The 19,226-nt window shown below is 49.6% G+C and carries 14 protein-coding genes; 7 read left to right on the plus strand and 7 right to left on the minus strand.

The genetic code is table 11. From position 1 onward, the window contains the following. Nucleotides 1-116 precede the first annotated feature (116 nt). Nucleotides 117-893 carry a ferredoxin--NADP reductase gene (locus YERSI8AC_RS23200; protein WP_007112363.1) on the plus strand — a complete coding sequence of 259 codons (777 nt, stop codon included), beginning with the start codon at nucleotides 117-119 and terminating at the stop codon, nucleotides 891-893. Between the two features lie 156 nt (nucleotides 894-1,049). Here the strand turns inward: YERSI8AC_RS23200 and glnK are convergent, their stop codons facing one another. The 3 genes from glnK to YERSI8AC_RS23215 form a co-directional block, all read right to left on the minus strand. Then, a complete protein-coding gene (gene glnK / locus YERSI8AC_RS23205; protein WP_027957942.1) occupies nucleotides 1,050-1,388 on the minus strand; it encodes a P-II family nitrogen regulator in 339 nt (112 codons plus the stop codon). A gap of 170 nt (nucleotides 1,389-1,558) precedes the next feature. Beyond that, nucleotides 1,559-2,806, minus strand: coding sequence for an ammonium transporter (locus YERSI8AC_RS23210; RefSeq protein WP_009286189.1), 1,248 nt, complete (start codon nucleotides 2,804-2,806; stop codon nucleotides 1,559-1,561). Nucleotides 2,807-2,851: 45 nt separating this feature from the next. Then, a complete protein-coding gene (locus YERSI8AC_RS23215; protein ID WP_007112359.1) occupies nucleotides 2,852-3,190 on the minus strand; it encodes a P-II family nitrogen regulator in 339 nt (112 codons plus the stop codon). A 344-nt stretch (nucleotides 3,191-3,534) separates the two neighbouring features. Here YERSI8AC_RS23215 and YERSI8AC_RS23220 point away from each other — a divergent pair, with 344 nt between their 5' ends. From YERSI8AC_RS23220 to YERSI8AC_RS23245, 6 genes are all read left to right on the plus strand, one after another. Continuing rightward, on the plus strand, nucleotides 3,535-3,882 hold the full coding sequence (locus YERSI8AC_RS23220; protein WP_022521302.1) for an accessory factor UbiK family protein: 348 nt from the start codon (nucleotides 3,535-3,537) through the stop codon (nucleotides 3,880-3,882). Nucleotides 3,883-3,920: 38 nt separating this feature from the next. Beyond that, nucleotides 3,921-6,203 carry a TonB-dependent receptor gene (locus YERSI8AC_RS23225; protein ID WP_159177710.1) on the plus strand — a complete coding sequence of 761 codons (2,283 nt, stop codon included), beginning with the start codon at nucleotides 3,921-3,923 and terminating at the stop codon, nucleotides 6,201-6,203. A gap of 49 nt (nucleotides 6,204-6,252) precedes the next feature. Next, a complete protein-coding gene (locus YERSI8AC_RS23230) occupies nucleotides 6,253-7,251 on the plus strand; it encodes a helix-turn-helix transcriptional regulator (RefSeq protein WP_159177711.1) in 999 nt (332 codons plus the stop codon). 157 nt (nucleotides 7,252-7,408) lie between these two features. Beyond that, on the plus strand, nucleotides 7,409-9,511 hold the full coding sequence (locus YERSI8AC_RS23235) for a TonB-dependent siderophore receptor (RefSeq protein WP_159177712.1): 2,103 nt from the start codon (nucleotides 7,409-7,411) through the stop codon (nucleotides 9,509-9,511). A 158-nt stretch (nucleotides 9,512-9,669) separates the two neighbouring features. Beyond that, entirely contained in the window at nucleotides 9,670-10,551 is an 882-nt protein-coding gene (locus tag YERSI8AC_RS23240) for an ABC transporter substrate-binding protein (protein ID WP_159177713.1), read from the plus strand. A 267-nt stretch (nucleotides 10,552-10,818) separates the two neighbouring features. Further along, nucleotides 10,819-12,501: an N-6 DNA methylase gene (locus tag YERSI8AC_RS23245; RefSeq protein ID WP_159177714.1), complete on the plus strand. Its 1,683-nt coding sequence runs from the start codon at nucleotides 10,819-10,821 to the stop codon at nucleotides 12,499-12,501. A 188-nt stretch (nucleotides 12,502-12,689) separates the two neighbouring features. Here YERSI8AC_RS23245 and YERSI8AC_RS23250 read toward each other — a convergent pair whose 3' ends face one another. The 4 genes from YERSI8AC_RS23250 to YERSI8AC_RS23265 form a co-directional block, all read right to left on the minus strand. After that, complete coding sequence (locus YERSI8AC_RS23250) at nucleotides 12,690-13,379, minus strand: hypothetical protein (RefSeq protein WP_159177715.1); 690 nt, start codon at nucleotides 13,377-13,379, stop codon at nucleotides 12,690-12,692. Between the two features lie 6 nt (nucleotides 13,380-13,385). Further along, entirely contained in the window at nucleotides 13,386-14,489 is a 1,104-nt protein-coding gene (locus YERSI8AC_RS23255) for a hypothetical protein (RefSeq protein WP_159177716.1), read from the minus strand. Further along, nucleotides 14,486-16,801, minus strand: a complete 2,316-nt coding sequence (locus tag YERSI8AC_RS23260) for a sensor histidine kinase (protein ID WP_159177717.1) — start codon at nucleotides 16,799-16,801, stop codon at nucleotides 14,486-14,488. Before YERSI8AC_RS23260 ends, YERSI8AC_RS23255 begins: the two co-directional genes overlap by 4 nt. A gap of 818 nt (nucleotides 16,802-17,619) precedes the next feature. Beyond that, nucleotides 17,620-18,966: a DUF6602 domain-containing protein gene (locus tag YERSI8AC_RS23265; RefSeq protein ID WP_159177718.1), complete on the minus strand. Its 1,347-nt coding sequence runs from the start codon at nucleotides 18,964-18,966 to the stop codon at nucleotides 17,620-17,622. Nucleotides 18,967-19,226: the final 260 nt, after the last annotated feature.

Here is a 19,226-nt window from a genome sequence, read left to right on the forward strand (position 1 = left end):
AACAGATATACCACCCTTTGCTTAGACTTGCTGGCAACATATTTAATCATTTTTATTCTTTTTAAGAATATGACCGATGCGGACTAGCGTCAGCATCGACTAATGGAGAAAACGGCATGAGTAAGTTTGCTCTGGAAGAAGTGCTTAGCGTCCATCACTGGAACGATACCCTGTTCAGCTTCCGCACCACCCGCGAGCGCAGCCTGCGTTTCAAAACCGGTCAGTTCGTGATGATTGGTTTGGAAGTGAACGGCAAGCCGCTGATGCGCGCTTACTCCATTGCCAGCCCCAACTACGAAGACCACCTTGAGTTCTTCAGCATTAAAGTACCCGACGGCCCGCTCACTTCACGCCTTCAGCACCTGAAAGTAGGCGATCAGATCATGGTTAGCCGCAAGCCCACCGGCACACTGGTATGCGATGACCTACTGCCGGGCCGCAACCTCTACATGCTCTCCACCGGTACCGGCTTGGCGCCGTTTATGAGCCTGATCCAGGATCCTGAAGTGTACGAGCGCTTCGAGAAGGTAGTGCTGGTTCACGGTGTGCGGGAAGTTTCTGAATTGGCCTACGCCGACTTTATCACCAAAGAGTTGCCAGCCCATGAATACCTGGGTGAAGACATCGCTGAAAAGCTGGTCTACTACCCCACCGTTACTCGGGAGGAGTTCCACACCATGGGGCGCCTAACCGACCATATCCGTACGGGCAAGCTGTTTGAAGACACCGGCCTGCCGCCCATTGATCCGCGCCAGGATCGCGCAATGATCTGCGGCAGCCCCGCCATGCTGGACGATACCAGCGCGCTACTTGACGAGCTGGGTCTGAATATCTCGCCGCGCATGGGCGAGCCGGGCGACTACGTCATCGAGCGTGCGTTTGTCGAGAAGTGAGACGTAAATAGTGAATCGTAATGAATGAGTGGTGAATAGAAAAAAGTTTATAGCCGCCAGAATGATCGCATCACTCATACAAAGCCCCTGGGGAGAGCATCCACAGGGGCTTTGTCTACTCGGCACTACTTACCATTCACACCTTACCCTTCACCGTTAAACCGCGTCTTTGCCCGTTTCGCCAGTACGGATACGAATCACCTGCTCCAGCGGCATCACAAAGATTTTGCCGTCGCCGATTTTACCTGTGTTCGCCACCTGGGTGATGGCATCAATCACCTGCTCGACCATGTCGTCGTCCACGGCGACTTCCAGCTTCACCTTGGGCAGGAAGTCCACCACATACTCAGCACCACGATACAGCTCGGTATGCCCTTTCTGGCGCCCAAAGCCCTTCACTTCCGTCACCGTAATACCCTGAACGCCGATATCGGAGAGCGACTCGCGTACATCGTCGAGCTTAAACGGCTTGATAATCGCTGTGATCAATTTCATTACCATATCCTCTAACTGGGTGGCCATGATGGGGTCGGGTTGAACGGCTGCGAATATCGCAGCCGTTAACCGCTAACTACCAGCATACACCGCTATCGGCAGAGAATAAAAAAGCCTCCCACTAAGGGGAGGCCAGAAGGAGCACGCCAGCTCACTAGGTCAGCATTAAGTTATTTCTTAATGCCAAATTCGGGATAGGCTTCGAGACCGCACTCAGCGATATCCACGCCTTCATACTCTTCTTCTTCGCTAACCCGGATGCCCATGATGGCTTTCAGGATGAGCCATACCACCAGGCTGGCCAGGAATACCCAAGCGAAGATACCTACGATACCGATGATCTGGGCACCGAATGATGCGCCGTCATTGTTCAGCGGCACTGCCAGCACGCCCCAGATACCGACAACACCGTGAACCGAGATCGCGCCGACCGGATCATCCAGCTTCACTTTATCGAGGGTGACGATGGCTGCGACCACGATGATGCCGCCAATTGCGCCGATAATGGTAGCGCTCAGTGCGGTCGGAGAGAGCGGATCAGCGGTGATAGCCACTAGGCCAGCCAGGGCACCGTTCAATGCCATGGTCAGGTCAGCTTTGCGGAACCACAGTTTGGCCAAGATCAGTGCCGCAATCACACCACCCGCCGCTGCTGCATTAGTGTTTACAAACACCTGAGCCACGTTGTTAGCAGAATCGACAGCCGCAAGTTTGAGCTCGGAACCGCCATTGAAACCGAACCAGCCCATCCACAGAATGAAGGTACCCAGCGTTGCCAGCGGCATGTTGGCACCGGGAATAGCGTGGATAGAACCGTCTTTACCGTATTTACCTTTACGTGGGCCTAGCACGATCACACCCGCTAACGCAGCCGCCGCACCGGCAAGGTGCACAATGCCGGAACCCGCATAGTCAGAGTAGCCCACTTCAGACAACCAGCCGCCACCCCAAGTCCAGTAGCCAGACACCGGATAGATAAACGCGGTCATTACCACAGCAAAGGCCAGGAATGCCCACAGTTTCATACGCTCAGCGACGGCACCCGACACAATTGACATGGCGGTTGCCACGAACACGACTTGGAAGAAGAAGTCAGAACGCATGGAGTAGTAGGGCGCGTCATCGCCGCCTGCGGTAACCGCATCCACACTGTTTTCAGCGCCAATCAAGAAGCCCAGATTGGGCAGGAAGCCGCCAGCGCTGCTGGAGTACATGATGTAGTAGCCCACCAGCAGATACATGGTGCAGGCAATGGCAAACAGCGCGATATTCTTGGTCAGTATCTCAGCGGTGTTTTTGGAGCGTACTAAGCCCGCCTCTAACATGGAGAAGCCTGCCGCCATCCACATGACGAGCACACCGCAAATTAGAAAGTAGAACGTATCGAGCGCGTAGCTCAGATCAGTCAACTCATTCATTGTAAGTTCCCCGTTGAACTATAGAAATGATCCGAAAAAGCAGCGTTAAACGGCGTCTGCACCGCGCTCGCCTGTCCGAATCCGAATAACGTCTTCAAGCGGTGTCACAAACACCTTGCCGTCACCGATCTTGCCGCTGTTAGCCGCACTACAGATTGCATCCAATACGCTCTCCAAACGGGCGTCGTCTACGGCCACTTCCACTTTTACCTTGGGTAGAAAGTCGACGACGTACTCCGCGCCACGATACAACTCGGTATGCCCTTTCTGACGGCCAAAACCTTTAACTTCAGTGACCGTAATGCCCTGAACGCCGTTGTCGGCCAATGCCTCACGAACGTCGTCGAGCTTAAATGGCTTGATGATAGCGGTGATGAGTTTCATCCCGGATCTCCCCTGCTGGATAAGTCCTGCTAGATTGGTAGCGGCACAGCCGCCAGAATAAGCACCTGAACCGATAATGCGCATACTGTGCCAGCTGACTTTTTTTGCTTATAAGTCAGCCAATTAGCCGTCATCAAAAGTGCAGCTCAGAGCTAAATCTGAGCAAATCCATTCTCACACCACCGCTATTGCACCAAAAAAGAGCGTAAGCAAAAGTAGCCTGCTCTATTTCGATGCACACCCTGGGTTAAGCAGTAAAAGCACGCGATACATGCGAATTCGCCAACTGTTGCGTATCCTTACCGGTAAGCAATATTTAAAGCAGGTTTATCTAGGAGAGAACGATGGCGCCTCAAGACCGTATTAGCCGCTTGGCCCAGCAGATTGGTGACCGTTTACAAAACGCCTCCCAGGCGCCAGAAGATATTCAAAAGGGCGTGCAGCAAGTCGTGCGTGGCGCCTTCGACCGCCTGGAGCTTGTCTCACGGGAAGATTTCGACATTTTAATGGATGTACTGCAGCGCACCCGTTCGCGGGTAGAGGCGTTAGAGCGCCAAGTCGCTAACCTTGAAGCAGCCGTTGATGCCTCCGCGCCAACGACGTCCACGCCGCTCGAAGCTGAAGCCCCACCAGTTCCAGAGCAGCATGCGCCGGAATCAGATGCAGAAGACGAGAAGAATAAACCCGCTTAACGTTCAAGCTTCATTAGCAGCAATAGGGAAATGGCCTATTGCTGCGCGCACCGCAAAATAAATACGAATCACTATCGTTGACTTTGTTTTTCGTGGTGATACTCACCGCCTTTGATTTTCTTACCGTCTGCGGATTGTTCACTATGCACGCCCTGTCACTATCAAACCTATCTGTTGCAAAGCTGCCTTTTGCAAAGCCTTTCTTTTCGCCGTCGTCTGTTTCAATATCTGGGCTTGTTGGCACCGGCCTGTTACTGAGCTTCTCCAATGGCGTTTTCGCCCAAAATACTGCGTCTAGCGCCGACGAGACCATGGTGGTCGTTGGATCGCGCACTCCTAGTCAGATCAGTCAAATTCCCGGTGCTGTATGGGTAATTGACAAAGAGATGCTGCAACAGCAGACCCGCAATGGTGCAGACCTAAAGACAGCATTGGGGCATCTGGTACCGGGGTTGGATCTGGCGCCTCAAGGGCGCACCAATTATGGGCAAAACATGCGAGGCCGGGGCGTGCAGGTGCTCATCGACGGCGTATCGCTGAACAGTTCCCGTGGGCTTTCCCGACAGTTCGATGCCATCGATCCCTTCAATATTGAGCGCGTGGAAGTGCTTTCCGGCGCCAGCAGCCTGTATGGCGGCGGTGCTACGGGGGGCTTGATCAATATCATTACCCGCAAAGGTGAAGAAGGCCTGAACTGGCGTACTGAAGCAGGCATCACCACCGGCTTCAACAACAGCGATGACATAGATCGACGCCTCGCACAATCCATCAGCGGTGGTAACGAGCGGGTTCAAGGCTATCTGGGTACCGCCATTGGCGACAACGGCCGCCACTATGACGGCAGCGGCCAGGAAATCTTTCCCGATATCGCCCAGACCGACCTACAGGATAATCGCAGCATTGATGTATTGGGCAACCTCTCTTTCCGCTTGACCGATGAACAGAGTCTGGAACTGGGTGCCCAGCTGTACCGTTCAGGCTATGAAGGTGACCGGGGTGTTTACTTTCCCAACCTCGACGCTGCCACGCCCAACTTGAACGATGCCGAAATTCGCGATGGCTACCGTTCACAGCGCGATCCGGAAACCGACCGTAAGCTCGTCAACGTCAACTATCACCACGCCAACCTGTGGGGGCAAAACTTCTACCTGCAGGCATTCCACCGGGAGGAGGAGTCCAGCTTCCAGGCATTTCCCTACCCAGTCGCCGACGGCCTGCAATTTCGCGCCTCGCAACAAAACACCGATTTAAGCGGCATCAAAGCGCTGTTTGAATCGCGCCTGGGTGATGACGTTTCGCTAACCTACGGCCTCGATCTGGATCGTGAAACCTTCGATGCCAGCCAGATGCTGTTCGATACCGACATATCGGATGCTTCCGGCGGCCTGGTTCAGCAGGCATCGGGGGTTGAGCCTCGCTACCCCGGTTATCAAGTGGACGGGCTTTCAGGCTTCCTCCAGGGCGACTGGCAGGCCACCCAGGCGCTCAAGCTCTCCGCAGGGTTGCGGCAGCAGCATATGGACGTCGAGGTGGATGAATTCCAGGGGATTCCTGGCGGCGAGAATGACTATGAAGCAACGCTCTTCAATGCCAGCGCCCTCTACGACTACGGCAACGGTCACCAGAACTGGCTGCAGTTTAGCCAGGGCTTCGAACTGCCAGATCCTGCCAAATATTACGGCAAGAGCCCCGACGTAAGTGTCGATAACAACCCGTTATCTGCCATCGAGACGGATCAGATAGAGCTAGGCTGGCGCTACCAGGGTGGCAACTGGACGACCCAAACAGCGCTTTACTACGCCTGGTCGGACAAAGCGGTAGAGAATGCCGAGGATTTAAGCGTCAGCGTCGTCGATGAGAAGAAACGCGACTTCGGCCTGGAAAGCGCCGTGACCCGTTACTTTGATAATGGCCTGGAGGCAGGGGGCACTCTGCACCTGGCGCGTTCCGAGCAGGAGAACGACCAAGGGGAGTGGGAGAAGCGTGACGCCCGCTATGCATCGCTCTCTTCCGCCACTGCCTTTATTGGCTGGACGGACTATGTACGTTCGGCTCGCTTGCAGGCCAACCACAACTTCGACCTGAAAGACGATGCCGACCGCGAGATCGATGGCAATACCACCCTCGACTTATCGCTCAGCCAGGAAACCGATTTTGGCACCTTAAGCCTGGGAGTGCAGAACCTGCTGGATGATCAGTACTCCACCGTCTGGGGTCAGCGAGCCGCCATGTTCTATTCGCCCTACTACGGCCCAGAGTACCTCTACGACTACCAGGGCCGCGGGCGTACTTACACCCTGAACTGGTCGATGGAGTACTGAGTGCTGGTTCGCTACTCGCTGACAACCGCTCAAGGGTGAGGTAACGGGGATGGCTACACTCGGCTCAATAACGCCATCTTGCGTACCACTAACCACCCATGACCTGCTGGCTATTGGTCAGCGCTTCGGGATCGACTACCGCTTTCCCGAAGCGCCTGACCGCTCCCAGCCAGCGCCTTGTGTTGCCCATGGGCGGGTGATGGACGTTGAGGTAGCCCCCACGCTGCGGGTGACACACTCTGATCTTGATGTCCTGCACGCTTACGCCTCCACTTCCCGGCGTGCCGCGCCGTGGTTTCTCAGCGTGATACTCGAGGGCCATATCCAAGTCGGCCTAGGGCACCAGTCGTTTCAGTTGCAGGCCGGCGACGCCTTCAGTGCCCATTTCAACGAGCAGACCGGGCTTGAGGTCTTCCAGCCCGCGCCACAACGATTGCGCATTCTCAACGTATCGATTCTGGCTTGCACAGAGCCTCTCTCTTTCTCGCCCATTAGCTGTTCGCCTATCAATGTTGCCCCTCCGGCAGCGCCCGTACTGCATACTTGGCAGGTGCCGCAGTTCCTTATCCATAGCCTGGAGGCAGCACTGGCTTCGAACTGGTCAGTAGAGCGGCAGCGCCTGCTATGGCAGGGGCTCGCGCTCCAGTTGTTAGCTCATGGGCTGCCTGCCGCCTCCCTTGAGTCCAGCGACGAAGAAAAGGCAGTCAGCCTGCCACCGGGTTTAACCCAGCGCGACCACCAGCGCCTGGAGCACTTGCGTCAGCAGCTCGAACACTCCCCCAACCAGGATTATCGGCTTGAGCAGTTGGCCCGCAATGCCGCGATGAGCCCGAGCAGCCTACGCACCAAGTTTCACCGCTGTTATGGCTGCTCGATATTCGACTACCTACGACGCTGTCGCCTGACCCAAGCTCAAGACTACTTACGCAAAGGTTATAGCGTGCAGCAAACCGCTCACGCCTGTGGCTACCGCCACGCCACCAATTTTGCCACCGCCTTTAAGCGCGCTTTTGGCATTGCGCCCCATGAAGTACACCATCGCCATTAAAGCCGCAGGGTTGTTTTTGGAGCGCTAAGTTCCTCTGTTGGACGTTTTTTGGCAGTACGCATACTCCCTTTGTCATTGCGCATACCTTTCAGTAGCCATTAAGCGCAATAATTCTCATTAACACATTGGTTAATTGATGCTTATTGCAGGTGCCTCCATGCTCATCCCCCATCACCGTTTTCTACGCTCTCCGCTTAGCGTCGCCGTTCTCTCGGCACTGGCTGTTTCCCCGGTATACGCTCAAGAAAGCACCGAGTTAGCCACCGTCACGGTGACTGCCCAGCAGGCTGCCACCAAAGTGGAAACGCCGACGATCGAAATACCCCAGAGCGTTTCCACGATCACCCGCGAACAGATGGATAACCGCGGAGTAAGTACCGTGCAGCGCGCCACCGACTACACGCCCGGTGTTTACAGCAACCAGGTAGGCGCCTCCAATCGCTTCGACTACCTGGTACTGCGCGGTTTTTCTGACGGCAGCTTGAGCAATACCTTCCTGGATGGCCTGAAAGTGATGGGCGATGCCAACTCCCATAGCAGCATGCGCATCGACCCATGGTTTCTGGAAAGCATTGAAGTAGTGCGCGGGCCCGCCTCGGTGCTCTATGGCCGCGCTTCCCCTGGCGGGGTGGTCGCCCTGAACAGCAAGCGGCCGGAATTTGAACAGGGCGGTGAGCTGCGTTTTCGAGTGGGTAATCATAACCAGCGCAGCGCCGCTTTTGACCTCACCGGGCCGATTGGCGAAGAGCAGCGGGTGGCCTTTCGCCTAACCGGGATTGCCAGCGCCGCGGATACCCAGTTTGGCCCGGCAGAAGAGCAGCGCTACGCCATTGCGCCCCGGCTCACCTGGGATATCACCGATGACACCAGCCTCACCGTAGAAGCCTACCTACAGGATGAACCCGAAGGCGGCTACCACTCCGGCGTACCCTATGAGGGAGCCGTGGTCGCCCATAATGGCCACAAGATCAGCAACAACTTCTTTGATGGTGAAAAGGATTACGACACCTACGAGCGAGCCCAACGCATGTTCGGCTACGCCCTGGAACACCGCTTCAACGACCAGGTGACCGGCCGCCAATTGATGCGCTATCTCAATTCCGACGTAGTGCTCAATCAAGTCTATGGCTATGGTTGGACGTCACCGACCTCTGACGAGCTCACCCGCTACTACTCCGGCAGCAATGAATCTCTGGAAGCCTGGACACTCGATAACCAGCTTGAAGCCACACTCAGCAGCGGCTTTATGGATCACACGCTGCTGTTTGGAGTGGATTACCAGCAGCGGGAAAACAACGTGTCATGGCCCACTGGGTATTTCCCGCCGCTCAATGCGTTTGACCCGGTTTATGGCAGCGACCCCATCGAGTTTTACGCCCCGGTGCGCGAACGCCATGAGATCGACCAGACCGGGGTTTACCTGCAAGACCAGATAGCCCTCGATAACTGGCGCTTCACCCTGGGTGGCCGCTACGACTGGGTCAATATCGACAATGCCAACCGCGATAGCGGTGATACCAGTTCCCTTAGCGACACCCAGTTCAGTGGCCGCGCCGGGGTGGTCTACCTGTTCGATAACGGCGTAGCGCCCTACCTGAGCTACTCTACCGCCTTCACCCCCACCAGTTTCGTGGATGAGAGTGGCGATCTGCTCCAGCCCATGGAAGGCGAACAGTGGGAAACCGGCGTTAAATACCAGCCTAACGGTAGCCAAAACCAATACAGCGCGGCGCTATTTCATATCGGCCAGGAGAACGTCGCCACCAAAGAGCAGCCCACCGACCCATACCGCGCCGTAGGGGAGATCGAATCCCAAGGGCTGGAGCTGGAAGCACAAACCCAGCTAACGGATACCCTATCGGTTCAGGCAGGCTATAGCTTCACCGACATCACCTACGCCAAAAGCGACGACGGTAACCAGGGCAACAACGCCATTTACTCCCCACGGCACCAAGTGCAGCTATGGGGCCACTACCAGGCCAACGACGGCTGGCTGAACGGCGTGGATATGGGTGTCGGCGTGCGTCACTACGCCGATATCGCCGCTGACCGGGCCAATACCGAAACCGTGCCCGACTACACTCTGGTGGATGCCACCATTGGCTACGACCTCAGCCAACTCGGCGTAGAAGGGGTCGAAACACGTTTAAACGTGAACAATTTATTGGATAAAGAGTACGTGGCCTCCTGCAACTCCCTGGAGTACTGCTACTTCGGTGCCGAGCGCGGCGTCACCGCCAGTGTTCACTACCGTTTCTAAGCTTCTGCTCTACGCCCTTGACTAAGTATTGCTAAGTAATTGTTAACACACCTGCCCAGGCCACTTTACCTGGGCCCTTTAGCTTGAATAGAGGTTTGCAAACAATAAATATTATCGTTTAAATACACTCCTTATTTTCTGGATGGCCTCTCACCACCATGCGCCACACCAACCTGTTCTCTTTGCTCGCGCGCTGCGGGCTATTTGCCGTTTGTATGCTGCACCTGTCAACCGCCCAGGCCCAGTGGGCAACGGTGGACTGGACGATTGCCGAAACCTTGCTGGCGATTGATGCGCCGGTGAGCAGTGTCGCCCAGCAGAGTGACTACCATGCCTGGGTAGGCGAGCCACCTATTCCCGATAGTGCCACCGATATGGGCCTGCGCACCCAGCCCAATATGGAACTGCTGGCCCAGGTGCCGCCAGAACAGACGCTTATTTCACCTATGTTCGCCGGTTTAACGCCGCGTCTGGAGCGAATAGCGCCCGTCACGTCGTTCTCGCTCTACTCCCCCGGCACCGATACCTGGCAGGAGATGCAGACCCTGACCCGCCAGCTAGGCGAATTAACCGAGCGCCAGCCCCAAGCAGAAGAGCTAATTGAAGAAACCCAGGCCTTGATGACTAGCCTGCGCGAATCCCGCACCCTCTCACCATCAGAAACTGCGCCGCTGCTGATGGTGCAATTTATGGATGCCCGCCACGTGCGAGTGTTTGGGGAAAACAGTTTGTACAACGCCGTTCTGGAGCAGCTCGACCTCCCCAATGCCTGGGATCAAGCCACGAATGCCTGGGGATTTGCACTGGTAGGGATTGAAGCGCTGGCACGCTACCCAGAAGCAACGATGGTAATCATCGACCCGCTGCCCACCGGAGTCGAAGAGAAGCTTGCAAAAAGCGGCCTGTGGCAGCAGCTCCCCAGCGTCAGGCACGACAGGATAGTTCACCTGCCGCCGGTATGGAGCTTCGGCGCGCTTCCTTCCGCCCAGCGGTTTGCCCAGGAATTAACCACGGCACTTACAGTCCTGAGCCCGCAATAAGAGGATTAAACAGTGATATATTCGCTAAAAAAGGTACTTAAAGATGGATATCACCATCGACGAGCACTAGGCTAGCAGCCTCCTGTTTAGCTTCAGGTAAATAAGCCATATTACGCACATCAGGCACATTGCTTATCGGTGGCTACATTTATGTCCCGCCTCCTTGATCTACTGTATACCTTGAAGAATGTTTAGTCCGAAGGGATAATTCAAAACCATAAATTGAGGGTGTAACAAGCTTCAACACTCTGCGCCATAAGGAGACATATGTGTAGCCGACGCTCCACAACACGCGACATCGCAGAGAAACGCTTGCTTGGCGCTTATTATACCCCTGAGAGGCTGAGCGATATTCTCTCTAGGTGGGCGATCAGAAGCTGCCATGATCAAATACTGGAACCTAGCTTTGGTGGCTGTGGTTTTCTAAAATCTGCAACGAAAATTTTGACCGAGTTGGGCAGTCAGGATCCAAGGCAGTCTATTTATGGCTGTGATATAGACACCGTAGCCTTCCAGTTCCTAGCGGAGGTGTTTGAAAGTCCAGTTGATTTACATCGTTTTTTGAAACAAGATTTCCTTGATATACATGAACCACCAAACTGGCCGACCAGTTTCGATGTTGTGATGGGCAACCCACCCTATATACCGTTTCAGAAGATTGAGAGCGAAAAAAGAGGTGAATTGAACCGGCGCATAATTGGTGCAGGAAAACTCGGTGGCCGTGCAGGCCTTTGGGCATATTTTGTCGCTCACTCGATCTCGATGCTTAAAGAAGGCGGAAGGATGGCTTGGGTGCTTCCGGGAGCCTACCTTCACGCTAATTATGCTCGCGAGCTTAGGAGTTATCTTTCTAGACATTTCGTCAAGCTTGCATGTTATGTGATTCACGAGCGGCTTTTCCTAAACGAAGGTACTGATGAGGAAACCATTATTCTTCTTGCCGAAGGTCACTCTTTAGAGCCACACGATGCTTGCAGTGTTAGCTTCCGAGAGGCCAGTACACTGACAGAGTTGGAATCGCTTATCGAAAGCTGGAGCAAAACTACCCGTAGTAGAAATGCTTCATATGAACGCCCGGCTTTGCTTAACTTAAAAGGCAAAGCTCGTCTTGCTTATGAAAAACTCGCTAGCAGTTCTGTATGTAAAGAATTTGGCGATATGGCGCTCGTAAACATTGGTGTTGTGACAGGTGCTAATGATTTCTTCGTCCTAAATCATGAGCAACTGATGGCAAAAGAATTAAAGCCTAGCGATTGCGACTTAATTGTTTCAAAGTTCAAGCAGGTTAGTGGTCTAAAATATACAGATAGTGACCACGACTTTGCTCTTGATTCTGGCTTCAAAGGATATCTAGTAAATGGCTTTGGCCGAGAGGAAAACGAGCGCGTTTTCTCTTATATTGATACCTTTCCAACTGAACGAAGAAACTCTACAGCCACATTCAAAAAACGCAAGATATGGTATAACACTGGAGACACCAAAGTACCCGATGCATTTTTTCCGGTTATGCATCATTTTGGCCCTAAACTTGTCCTAAACAATATGGGGTGTAACAGTACTAACACGATACATAGAGTTTATTTTAAAGACGGCATTAGTCAGTCTAAAAAGGAACTTCTTTGCATCAGCATACTCAGTAGCTTTTCTCAGATTTCAGCCGAAATCGTCGGCCGTCGATACGGATCTGGTGTACTCAAGCACGAGCCTAGCGAAGCAAAAAAAATTGCTGTTCTTATGCCAGAGGTCAGTCCGGCAGCTGTAAAACGAGCTTTTCTAAAGATTGATGAAGCATTACGTCAAAATGACTTCGTCGGGGCTATGGCTATAGCAGATGCACTTCTCGCCTCTGCCCTACCAGTTGGAACAAGTCGTGATTGTTTTGATTTATTACCAAATACCCTAGAAAAAATAAGAAATCAACGCCGTCCTCAGCGCTATGTAAAAACATGAAAGGCAATCCGATTGAATATGTTTCTTCTCAGTAACAGTAAGCAGAGAGCTTTATATTCAATCAGCTGATATAAATTAAAATGGGCATTTAGAATAAGCCCACTAGCATAGCATTATGATTTACAACAGTGGCATAAACAGAGTGAACAAACACTCTGTTTAGAGTAAAACTTCTCGAAAAGCGTCGGTTAGCTCCAGTTTGACGCCCAAACATGTTTGAGGATCGTAGAACCAGAGGGAGCATCAAGGCATTTTTGTAAGCGCAAAAGATAGCTCTCATAACAAAGCTTTTGGAACAAACATATACTCGTGCACCAGCTGGGGTCATTGCTCAATGTATGCCAAGCTTGCTCAAAGAAATTTGCGACAATCATCTCGCTCATCAACGCTAATTCCATAGGTGGATGGCACCACCTAGGTTCTTTGACTGGATGGTCATGAGCGCGATCGAACCCATTATTCCGCCCGCCAAATTGTAGATGAAATAACGGGCCAGTTTGAAAACCATCTTCTCCATTGTTGGCCAGATCGATATGCCAACGAGACAAAATATCTTCAGCATCATCCTCTAGCACCATAGCCAAATCAAAACTTTCGAAAGGAGGTCGACCCTCATAGGATTGATTTACTCTAATTTTTGCAAAATCTATTTTTGGCCTTACGAATTTTCCATCTGATGTGATGCCTTTCTTAAATTTGATTGGATTACCACGATCAACATCTAGCAGCCAGTGTTGGTTTCGTTTTCCTGCCTTCAAATCCCTTACAACTCGCAATAAAGTATGGAGCCCTTCAGGCTCAATTACATTAACGTTATTTAATTTGTGTGCGATAATTTTTAGCGCTTCACCTGCATCTGAAGCTTTAATATCCGTCATTTAAATTCACTCCGGAACTTCTCGCTTTTTTATTTCTTCGACTAGACTTTTGTCAGAATCATCAATCATGAATGGAGGCTGAGTATCTAAATAGCGATCTTCATGAATGCAACGCCAACAAATACGGCGCCTGACAGCAAAACTTGGCAACCCCATTTCAAACACACCTACCGAGTGCCTCATTTCGGTACCGTTGCTGCAGCATGCACAAGAGAATGCTATTAGTTCATCAGTTTTTCCAGTCCAAGGTGACAGGGCAGGCTGTAATTTTTTCCCGCAATATTTAGAAAGTTCAGTGGCCCTATCGTCTGCAGGTATTCCTGTTGCCCTACTTTTAAATATATCATATGCAAACTCGTCAAGAGAATGCGCCCAAAACCTCGACCATCCATCAGAAAAGATTCCTTTATATTTGAGGCCGTGTTCATCTAGTATTGCAGCGATATTGTTTCCTTCACTGCTGGATACACCAAGGCGTGCGCAGGCTTCATTAATATCCAAAAGCAGACCGGTTCGACCAATTAGTAAATTCAAGAAAGTTGCAGAAATTAAATGCGGAGCAACTGCGCGGCTTAATGAAAGCTGCAATTCTTGGTAATCCAGCACATAATCTTGTTCAGAGCTAAGCCCAGCAAGATCAAGTAAATTGAAAGCTCCAACCTTTGATCTAAGCACTTTATAGCCTTTGCAAAGGCTAATTACTTCTCTTCTTACTTTATCTCTATTACTATTGACCTCTTCTTTAGCATAAACCTTATCAAAAAGATCGTGCGAAGTTCGATCTGGTTCAAACTGGTCACGAATTTTTTCTTCGCTTGAAACTAATACAATAGGGAAATCATGACGAGGGTCATTAATCGCTTGATCTCGTATCTGCTGCGCCATAGCACTGCCCTTATAGGCTTCGCTGGCATCCATATCACCAAGATCTAAATCTAAACGAAAATCGAGCACTAACAAATCTGGATTGGCACTGAAGATAGCTTTAGAATGTTTAGAAACAGGTTGTGGCCTTTCATGCTTAATCTGAAGCTTGCCTTTTGTAGACATTTGTTCAGCAAAACCAGCTTCAGTATCGTTATCTTCAACAAAAATCCCTATATAGCTCATTGCGTGACCTCATTCGCTAAAATTTTAAATTCTATTCGGCAATTGAAGCCCTTACTAGGCTCGGCAACAGAAACATCTCCTCCATAGCTTTTTGCAATATCTGAGACAATTTTGAGTCCTAACCCAGTACCAGGCCCGGCTAAACCATCATCCTCGGCGATCAATGTCGTAGTATAAAATGCATCAAAAATAAGCTCATGCTGTTCTTTCGGTATACCAATCCCATTGTCCTCAAATCCAATGACAACATATTTACCCTCGCGTTTAGCATCCATACGTATTCGACGCTGGGAAACTTTAGCTTTTTTCATTGATTTTATAGAGTTAGTAAGGAAGTTCAGAAGCACAGAATCAAGTTCACTAGCGTGCATTTCGATAGTGCGTAAGCTTGAAGGAGCTACATCAACGGGATCAAATATTACCTGCTGTTTAGACATGTAACTTTCAAACTGCTTACCGAAGCGCTTTAATGAACCTGTAACTGAAAGTTCTCGAAGATCACGGCTTTCAGTTTGGGACATAAGACCTGCAATGTAACCACCAATATCGAACAAGCGACGGGTGCTTGTTTCGAGCATTTCATGCTGCTTCTGAAGGCTTTCTTGATATTCATCGATTGGTAAAGCCTCAATCTCATCTGACATAAGCTGTAAACGTGCTCGTATCGCTTCTTGTGCTCCCTTTACTTCATGGCCAAAAACACTGATTGAAAGCCCGAGGGATGCAAGTAAGCGCAGCATTGCCTCATATTGTAGGGATGCTTCCCTTTGTCGCTCGTATTCTTCCTCACTAGCTTTTGCGTCTTCCTCTGCTGCCTTTAAAGCACCTAATAACTGCTCATTCTTAGGCAGTGAGTTATGGGCATCTGATTCTGTTTCACCTTGACCAGATTTATCATCATCAGATGCTCCCTCATCTTCCAGAAGTTCAATCGCTGTTCTAATCGATTGCGAAGGTGGGCGAACTTGGGATACGAATCGAGGCTGCGATGCCGTCTGCTTTCGGTTTCGAGCTGCTGCAATTCTATTGATAGCCCATAAAAGTGCTTTTTTCGCGAAATCTTGAAGTTCTTCAAATGCTTCATTTTCTTGCAACCCTTCACGGCTCGCGGTCTCTTCGAGCAAGGGGTTTTCTTCGCTGAGAATGCTAACTTGACCAAAAAAGTTTTGGTTATTGCCCGGTGCTAAAAACTTTCGACGTGAGGCAAAAGAATCCATTCCGAGCCAGTCATCATGAGGGTCTCCATAAGGGAGAACCCGAAAACCATTCCGATAAACACGTATGCCGCCATACCTACGACCCATTGCCGCTGCTTCTTGCATTCTCATTCCGGACAAGGTTTCACTACTATAGATGAAATATCTTGATGTAAGTGAAACCGGACCAACTAAAACATATGTATCTTCAAAGTCCACAAAGTCGTCTAAATCGAGTTTTTTTGATATTACACGAACCTTAGCTTTACCATCTTCTTCAATACTTGCCTCAATAGATGCTAGTGCTTGACTCAAAAAGTCTTTCTCAATAGAGAAGGAGTCATCACTTTTATCATTAGTTTCGCCATTTACCCTGACAGTAAATCCTGGATCTGCTTGCTTCCCAATTTTGTTTCCTGACACCTTTGCAATCTTGAATGGAGGTTGCAACAAAAGCACTGCACGCCATACCCTAGAGATAGCCGCAGGTGTCCATGAGTCACGAAGACAAATCATTCTTAATTCAGTGCCTGATTCGTTTAATTCCTTTTCAAATGTTTGAACTTGGTTGAATATGTCATTAAGATCTTTACCTGCTGTGAACTCCTCGTCCCAATCGAAGAATACACTGTGTCCATACGGTTCACCGCTTGGACTTGTACGGAGTTCTAAACTTTTCGCAAGCCTCTGCACTGCAAATCGACCGATTCCCTTTCGACCTGCTCGCCGTCTCTCGTAAAATGGTGAAAGTGGATACTCAGCTTTAGCAACTGTAGAAATGCGCATCCAACTATTTCTAATGACATCCATTGTCATTCCAGATCCATTGTCGGAAATTGTTAAAGTTCCTCCGGTAATATTGCTGTCTTGAAAGTGGAGGTTGACTTCTGTTGCATCAGCATCAAATGCATTTTTTATTAGCTCGGAAAGCGCAGTGTCCTTCTTGCCGACTAGCTCAACACCCAATCGTTGTATGTGACCAGCGTCGACAGAAAATCTGACATTCGTTGGATCTTGAGAAACCTCAACTCGGCTCAAACTTTCAACTAATCTCCAATCCGGACTTTCCTTCTGAAGTTCAAGCGCGATTAAATCTTTCGACGATGTTTTCTGCATTTTGTCTTTTCTCAGGTCTGTACAGCCAATCTTCAGTATGCAGATACCCTGTCTGCGTACTCAGGAAATTTCGCTTAAGATGCCATAGAGACTACTAGACCTGCATGACCATTTCTATGATAAAAAAGCTATGTAGAATTTAGTGTGGTACCCACTCAGAGCACCGTTGACGCTATTGATCAGGCTGTAGTGACCCCGATGCGCACATGCGCCCTTCATCCTCCCCAGCCAATAAAGCAAATAGAATACGCCACAATTCTGACATAGTGAACAGGCATACAATGGTTGGGGAAAACCTTATTTTTCGGCCGCCGTATGACATGCCAAATTCTCGCTCGCTTGGGCAAAGCAACTGAAAATACAGAAATTTTCACCTTAGAATAGTTCTTTTCTTAATAGATATCTTTTTCTGATGTCGACGGTTAGTCATTGCTTAATACTTCTCGAATTATCCAGCTCGGCTTATAAACTTGTGTGTAAACCGATGACCCTGCGCACCCAACCCAACCTGAAGCTGCTAGCCCAGGAGCCGCCAGTACAGACGTATATGTCAACCATATTTGAAGGTTTAAAGCCACACCTGGAGTGAATCGCCCCGATCACTTTGTTCTATTTGCCCAGCATAGATATCTGCCAGGAGATGCAAAAGCCTTACCCGCGAGCTAAGTGAGCTCACCGATTGAATACGCTATCTTGATTTTTCGAGGGGATTACCAAGCCAGGTTATATTTGATACATTTTAAAAAATGAAAGAACTATAGTTAAACGGTTTTCTCTATGGTGCATATGAAAATTCGACCACCTCAGATTTCCGGTGGTTAAGTGTCGAAATTTTCTTCACTGTCCAACCATTGCTGAGCACTGAGGATGAGCTTTTCCATTTCTGCCACTTCATTCCCTTCAATATCATCCTCGTCAAATCTAAAATATGCTCCCCAGCTATCATCGCCAGCTCTAAGATCTTTAACTTCATTACTGAACGTATCTTCACCGAGCATCCGACTCATGTAGTCAATTTTGAATGGCTTCATGCCGCCAAATTTAAGGTGAGATAATAGGCTCTGCATAAAAAAACTAGTCTGGCTTTCGAGGTTAGTAGCGCTATTCTTAGAAAACAACTTCGGCACCAGCCTTTTGTTTTCATTCCAAACGTAGCGAGTGTAGGCAAATGCCTTATTTATGACGCAGGCACATGTAAGGTGCTGAAAAGGCATTATAATCTTTTCTCCACGCCCACCCTGTGCATGACTATCCCAGTCAGTATAAAAATTAAAAATTTTATCGTATAAGGTCTCGTTCTTCATTGAGCTTTCGAATGCGAATATGCCTTTAAAAAAAGGAGGCTGGTTGTCATCAAGGTACGATACAGCATGAATTAGCTCCAGTGCTGATACAATATTGCTAGGCGTTAATCGGGTTTTTACCTCAATAATAGCGCGAACCGACTCCTGCGGCACGATTACAAGGTCACCTTCTCGGAACAACGGCGCATAATCGACTCGATCATAAATCAATATATCTATTTGTTTAGAAACGCCAAAGATAAACCCTGTTGCTACATGATAGCGCTCAGGCAAGTGTTTTCGTAGTGAGTTCTGTAGGAGGTTCTCACGATAAGTCCCAACTGTTGGGGCGTGATCGATGATAAACCTGACTCTTTCACTCAATGAGGCCAGTTCGGTAGCAATCGTAGCAGAGAATTTACGCTGTTTTTCCCGAACCTTATATGAGGGTGAAACTTTGAATTCGACAATCTTTTTTTTACACGTGGCTATAATTACTTTACAAGCGATTAGGCAACGTAATATCCATTCAACATCATCATCGTTAAGCTTATACTTTACCTTATGTCTTATTATCAAACCGCTAAGTTTTTCCAGCGACAATACCTCATGTTTGTCAAGCAATGCACATACTAGATCTCCTATACGGCTGATATAATCGATTATTTTTTTATATTTTTGACTTGAAAAACTTGTGAAAGGAAAAATTAACAACTTATACTGCTCGCAAATAGGTATTGTTCTTAGATTTTCGCAGCTAAACAAATCACAAACCGGAACTAATGTGAATTCTTTATTTGTTTCATTTAGCACACGGTATATGACTATATTATCCCAAGGATCGTCCAGAAGAATGACGACATCGTTTTTTGTAATTTCCACTTATACCTCACTCATTTCAGGTTCGCATAGATTCACTTAATGTACCTCTTCAGAATATTTTCGCAAGAACGCGCATCGACATACCGATGTAATGACAAGACTAAGCAATATTTTTAGAGTATATCTATTTTTCAAAACCTTTCATTCGTGGGTATATGAGCATTCGGTTAATCCATCAAAATTGCTTGCCAATGTTCACTTTTAGTCCGATCCAGTACTAGGCTGGCGGCTTCCTGCTTAAATTCGGGCGAAAAGTACGT

The organism is Halomonas sp. 113 (assembly GCF_904067645.1).
In the GTDB taxonomy this organism is placed as follows: domain Bacteria; phylum Pseudomonadota; class Gammaproteobacteria; order Pseudomonadales; family Halomonadaceae; genus Vreelandella; species Vreelandella titanicae.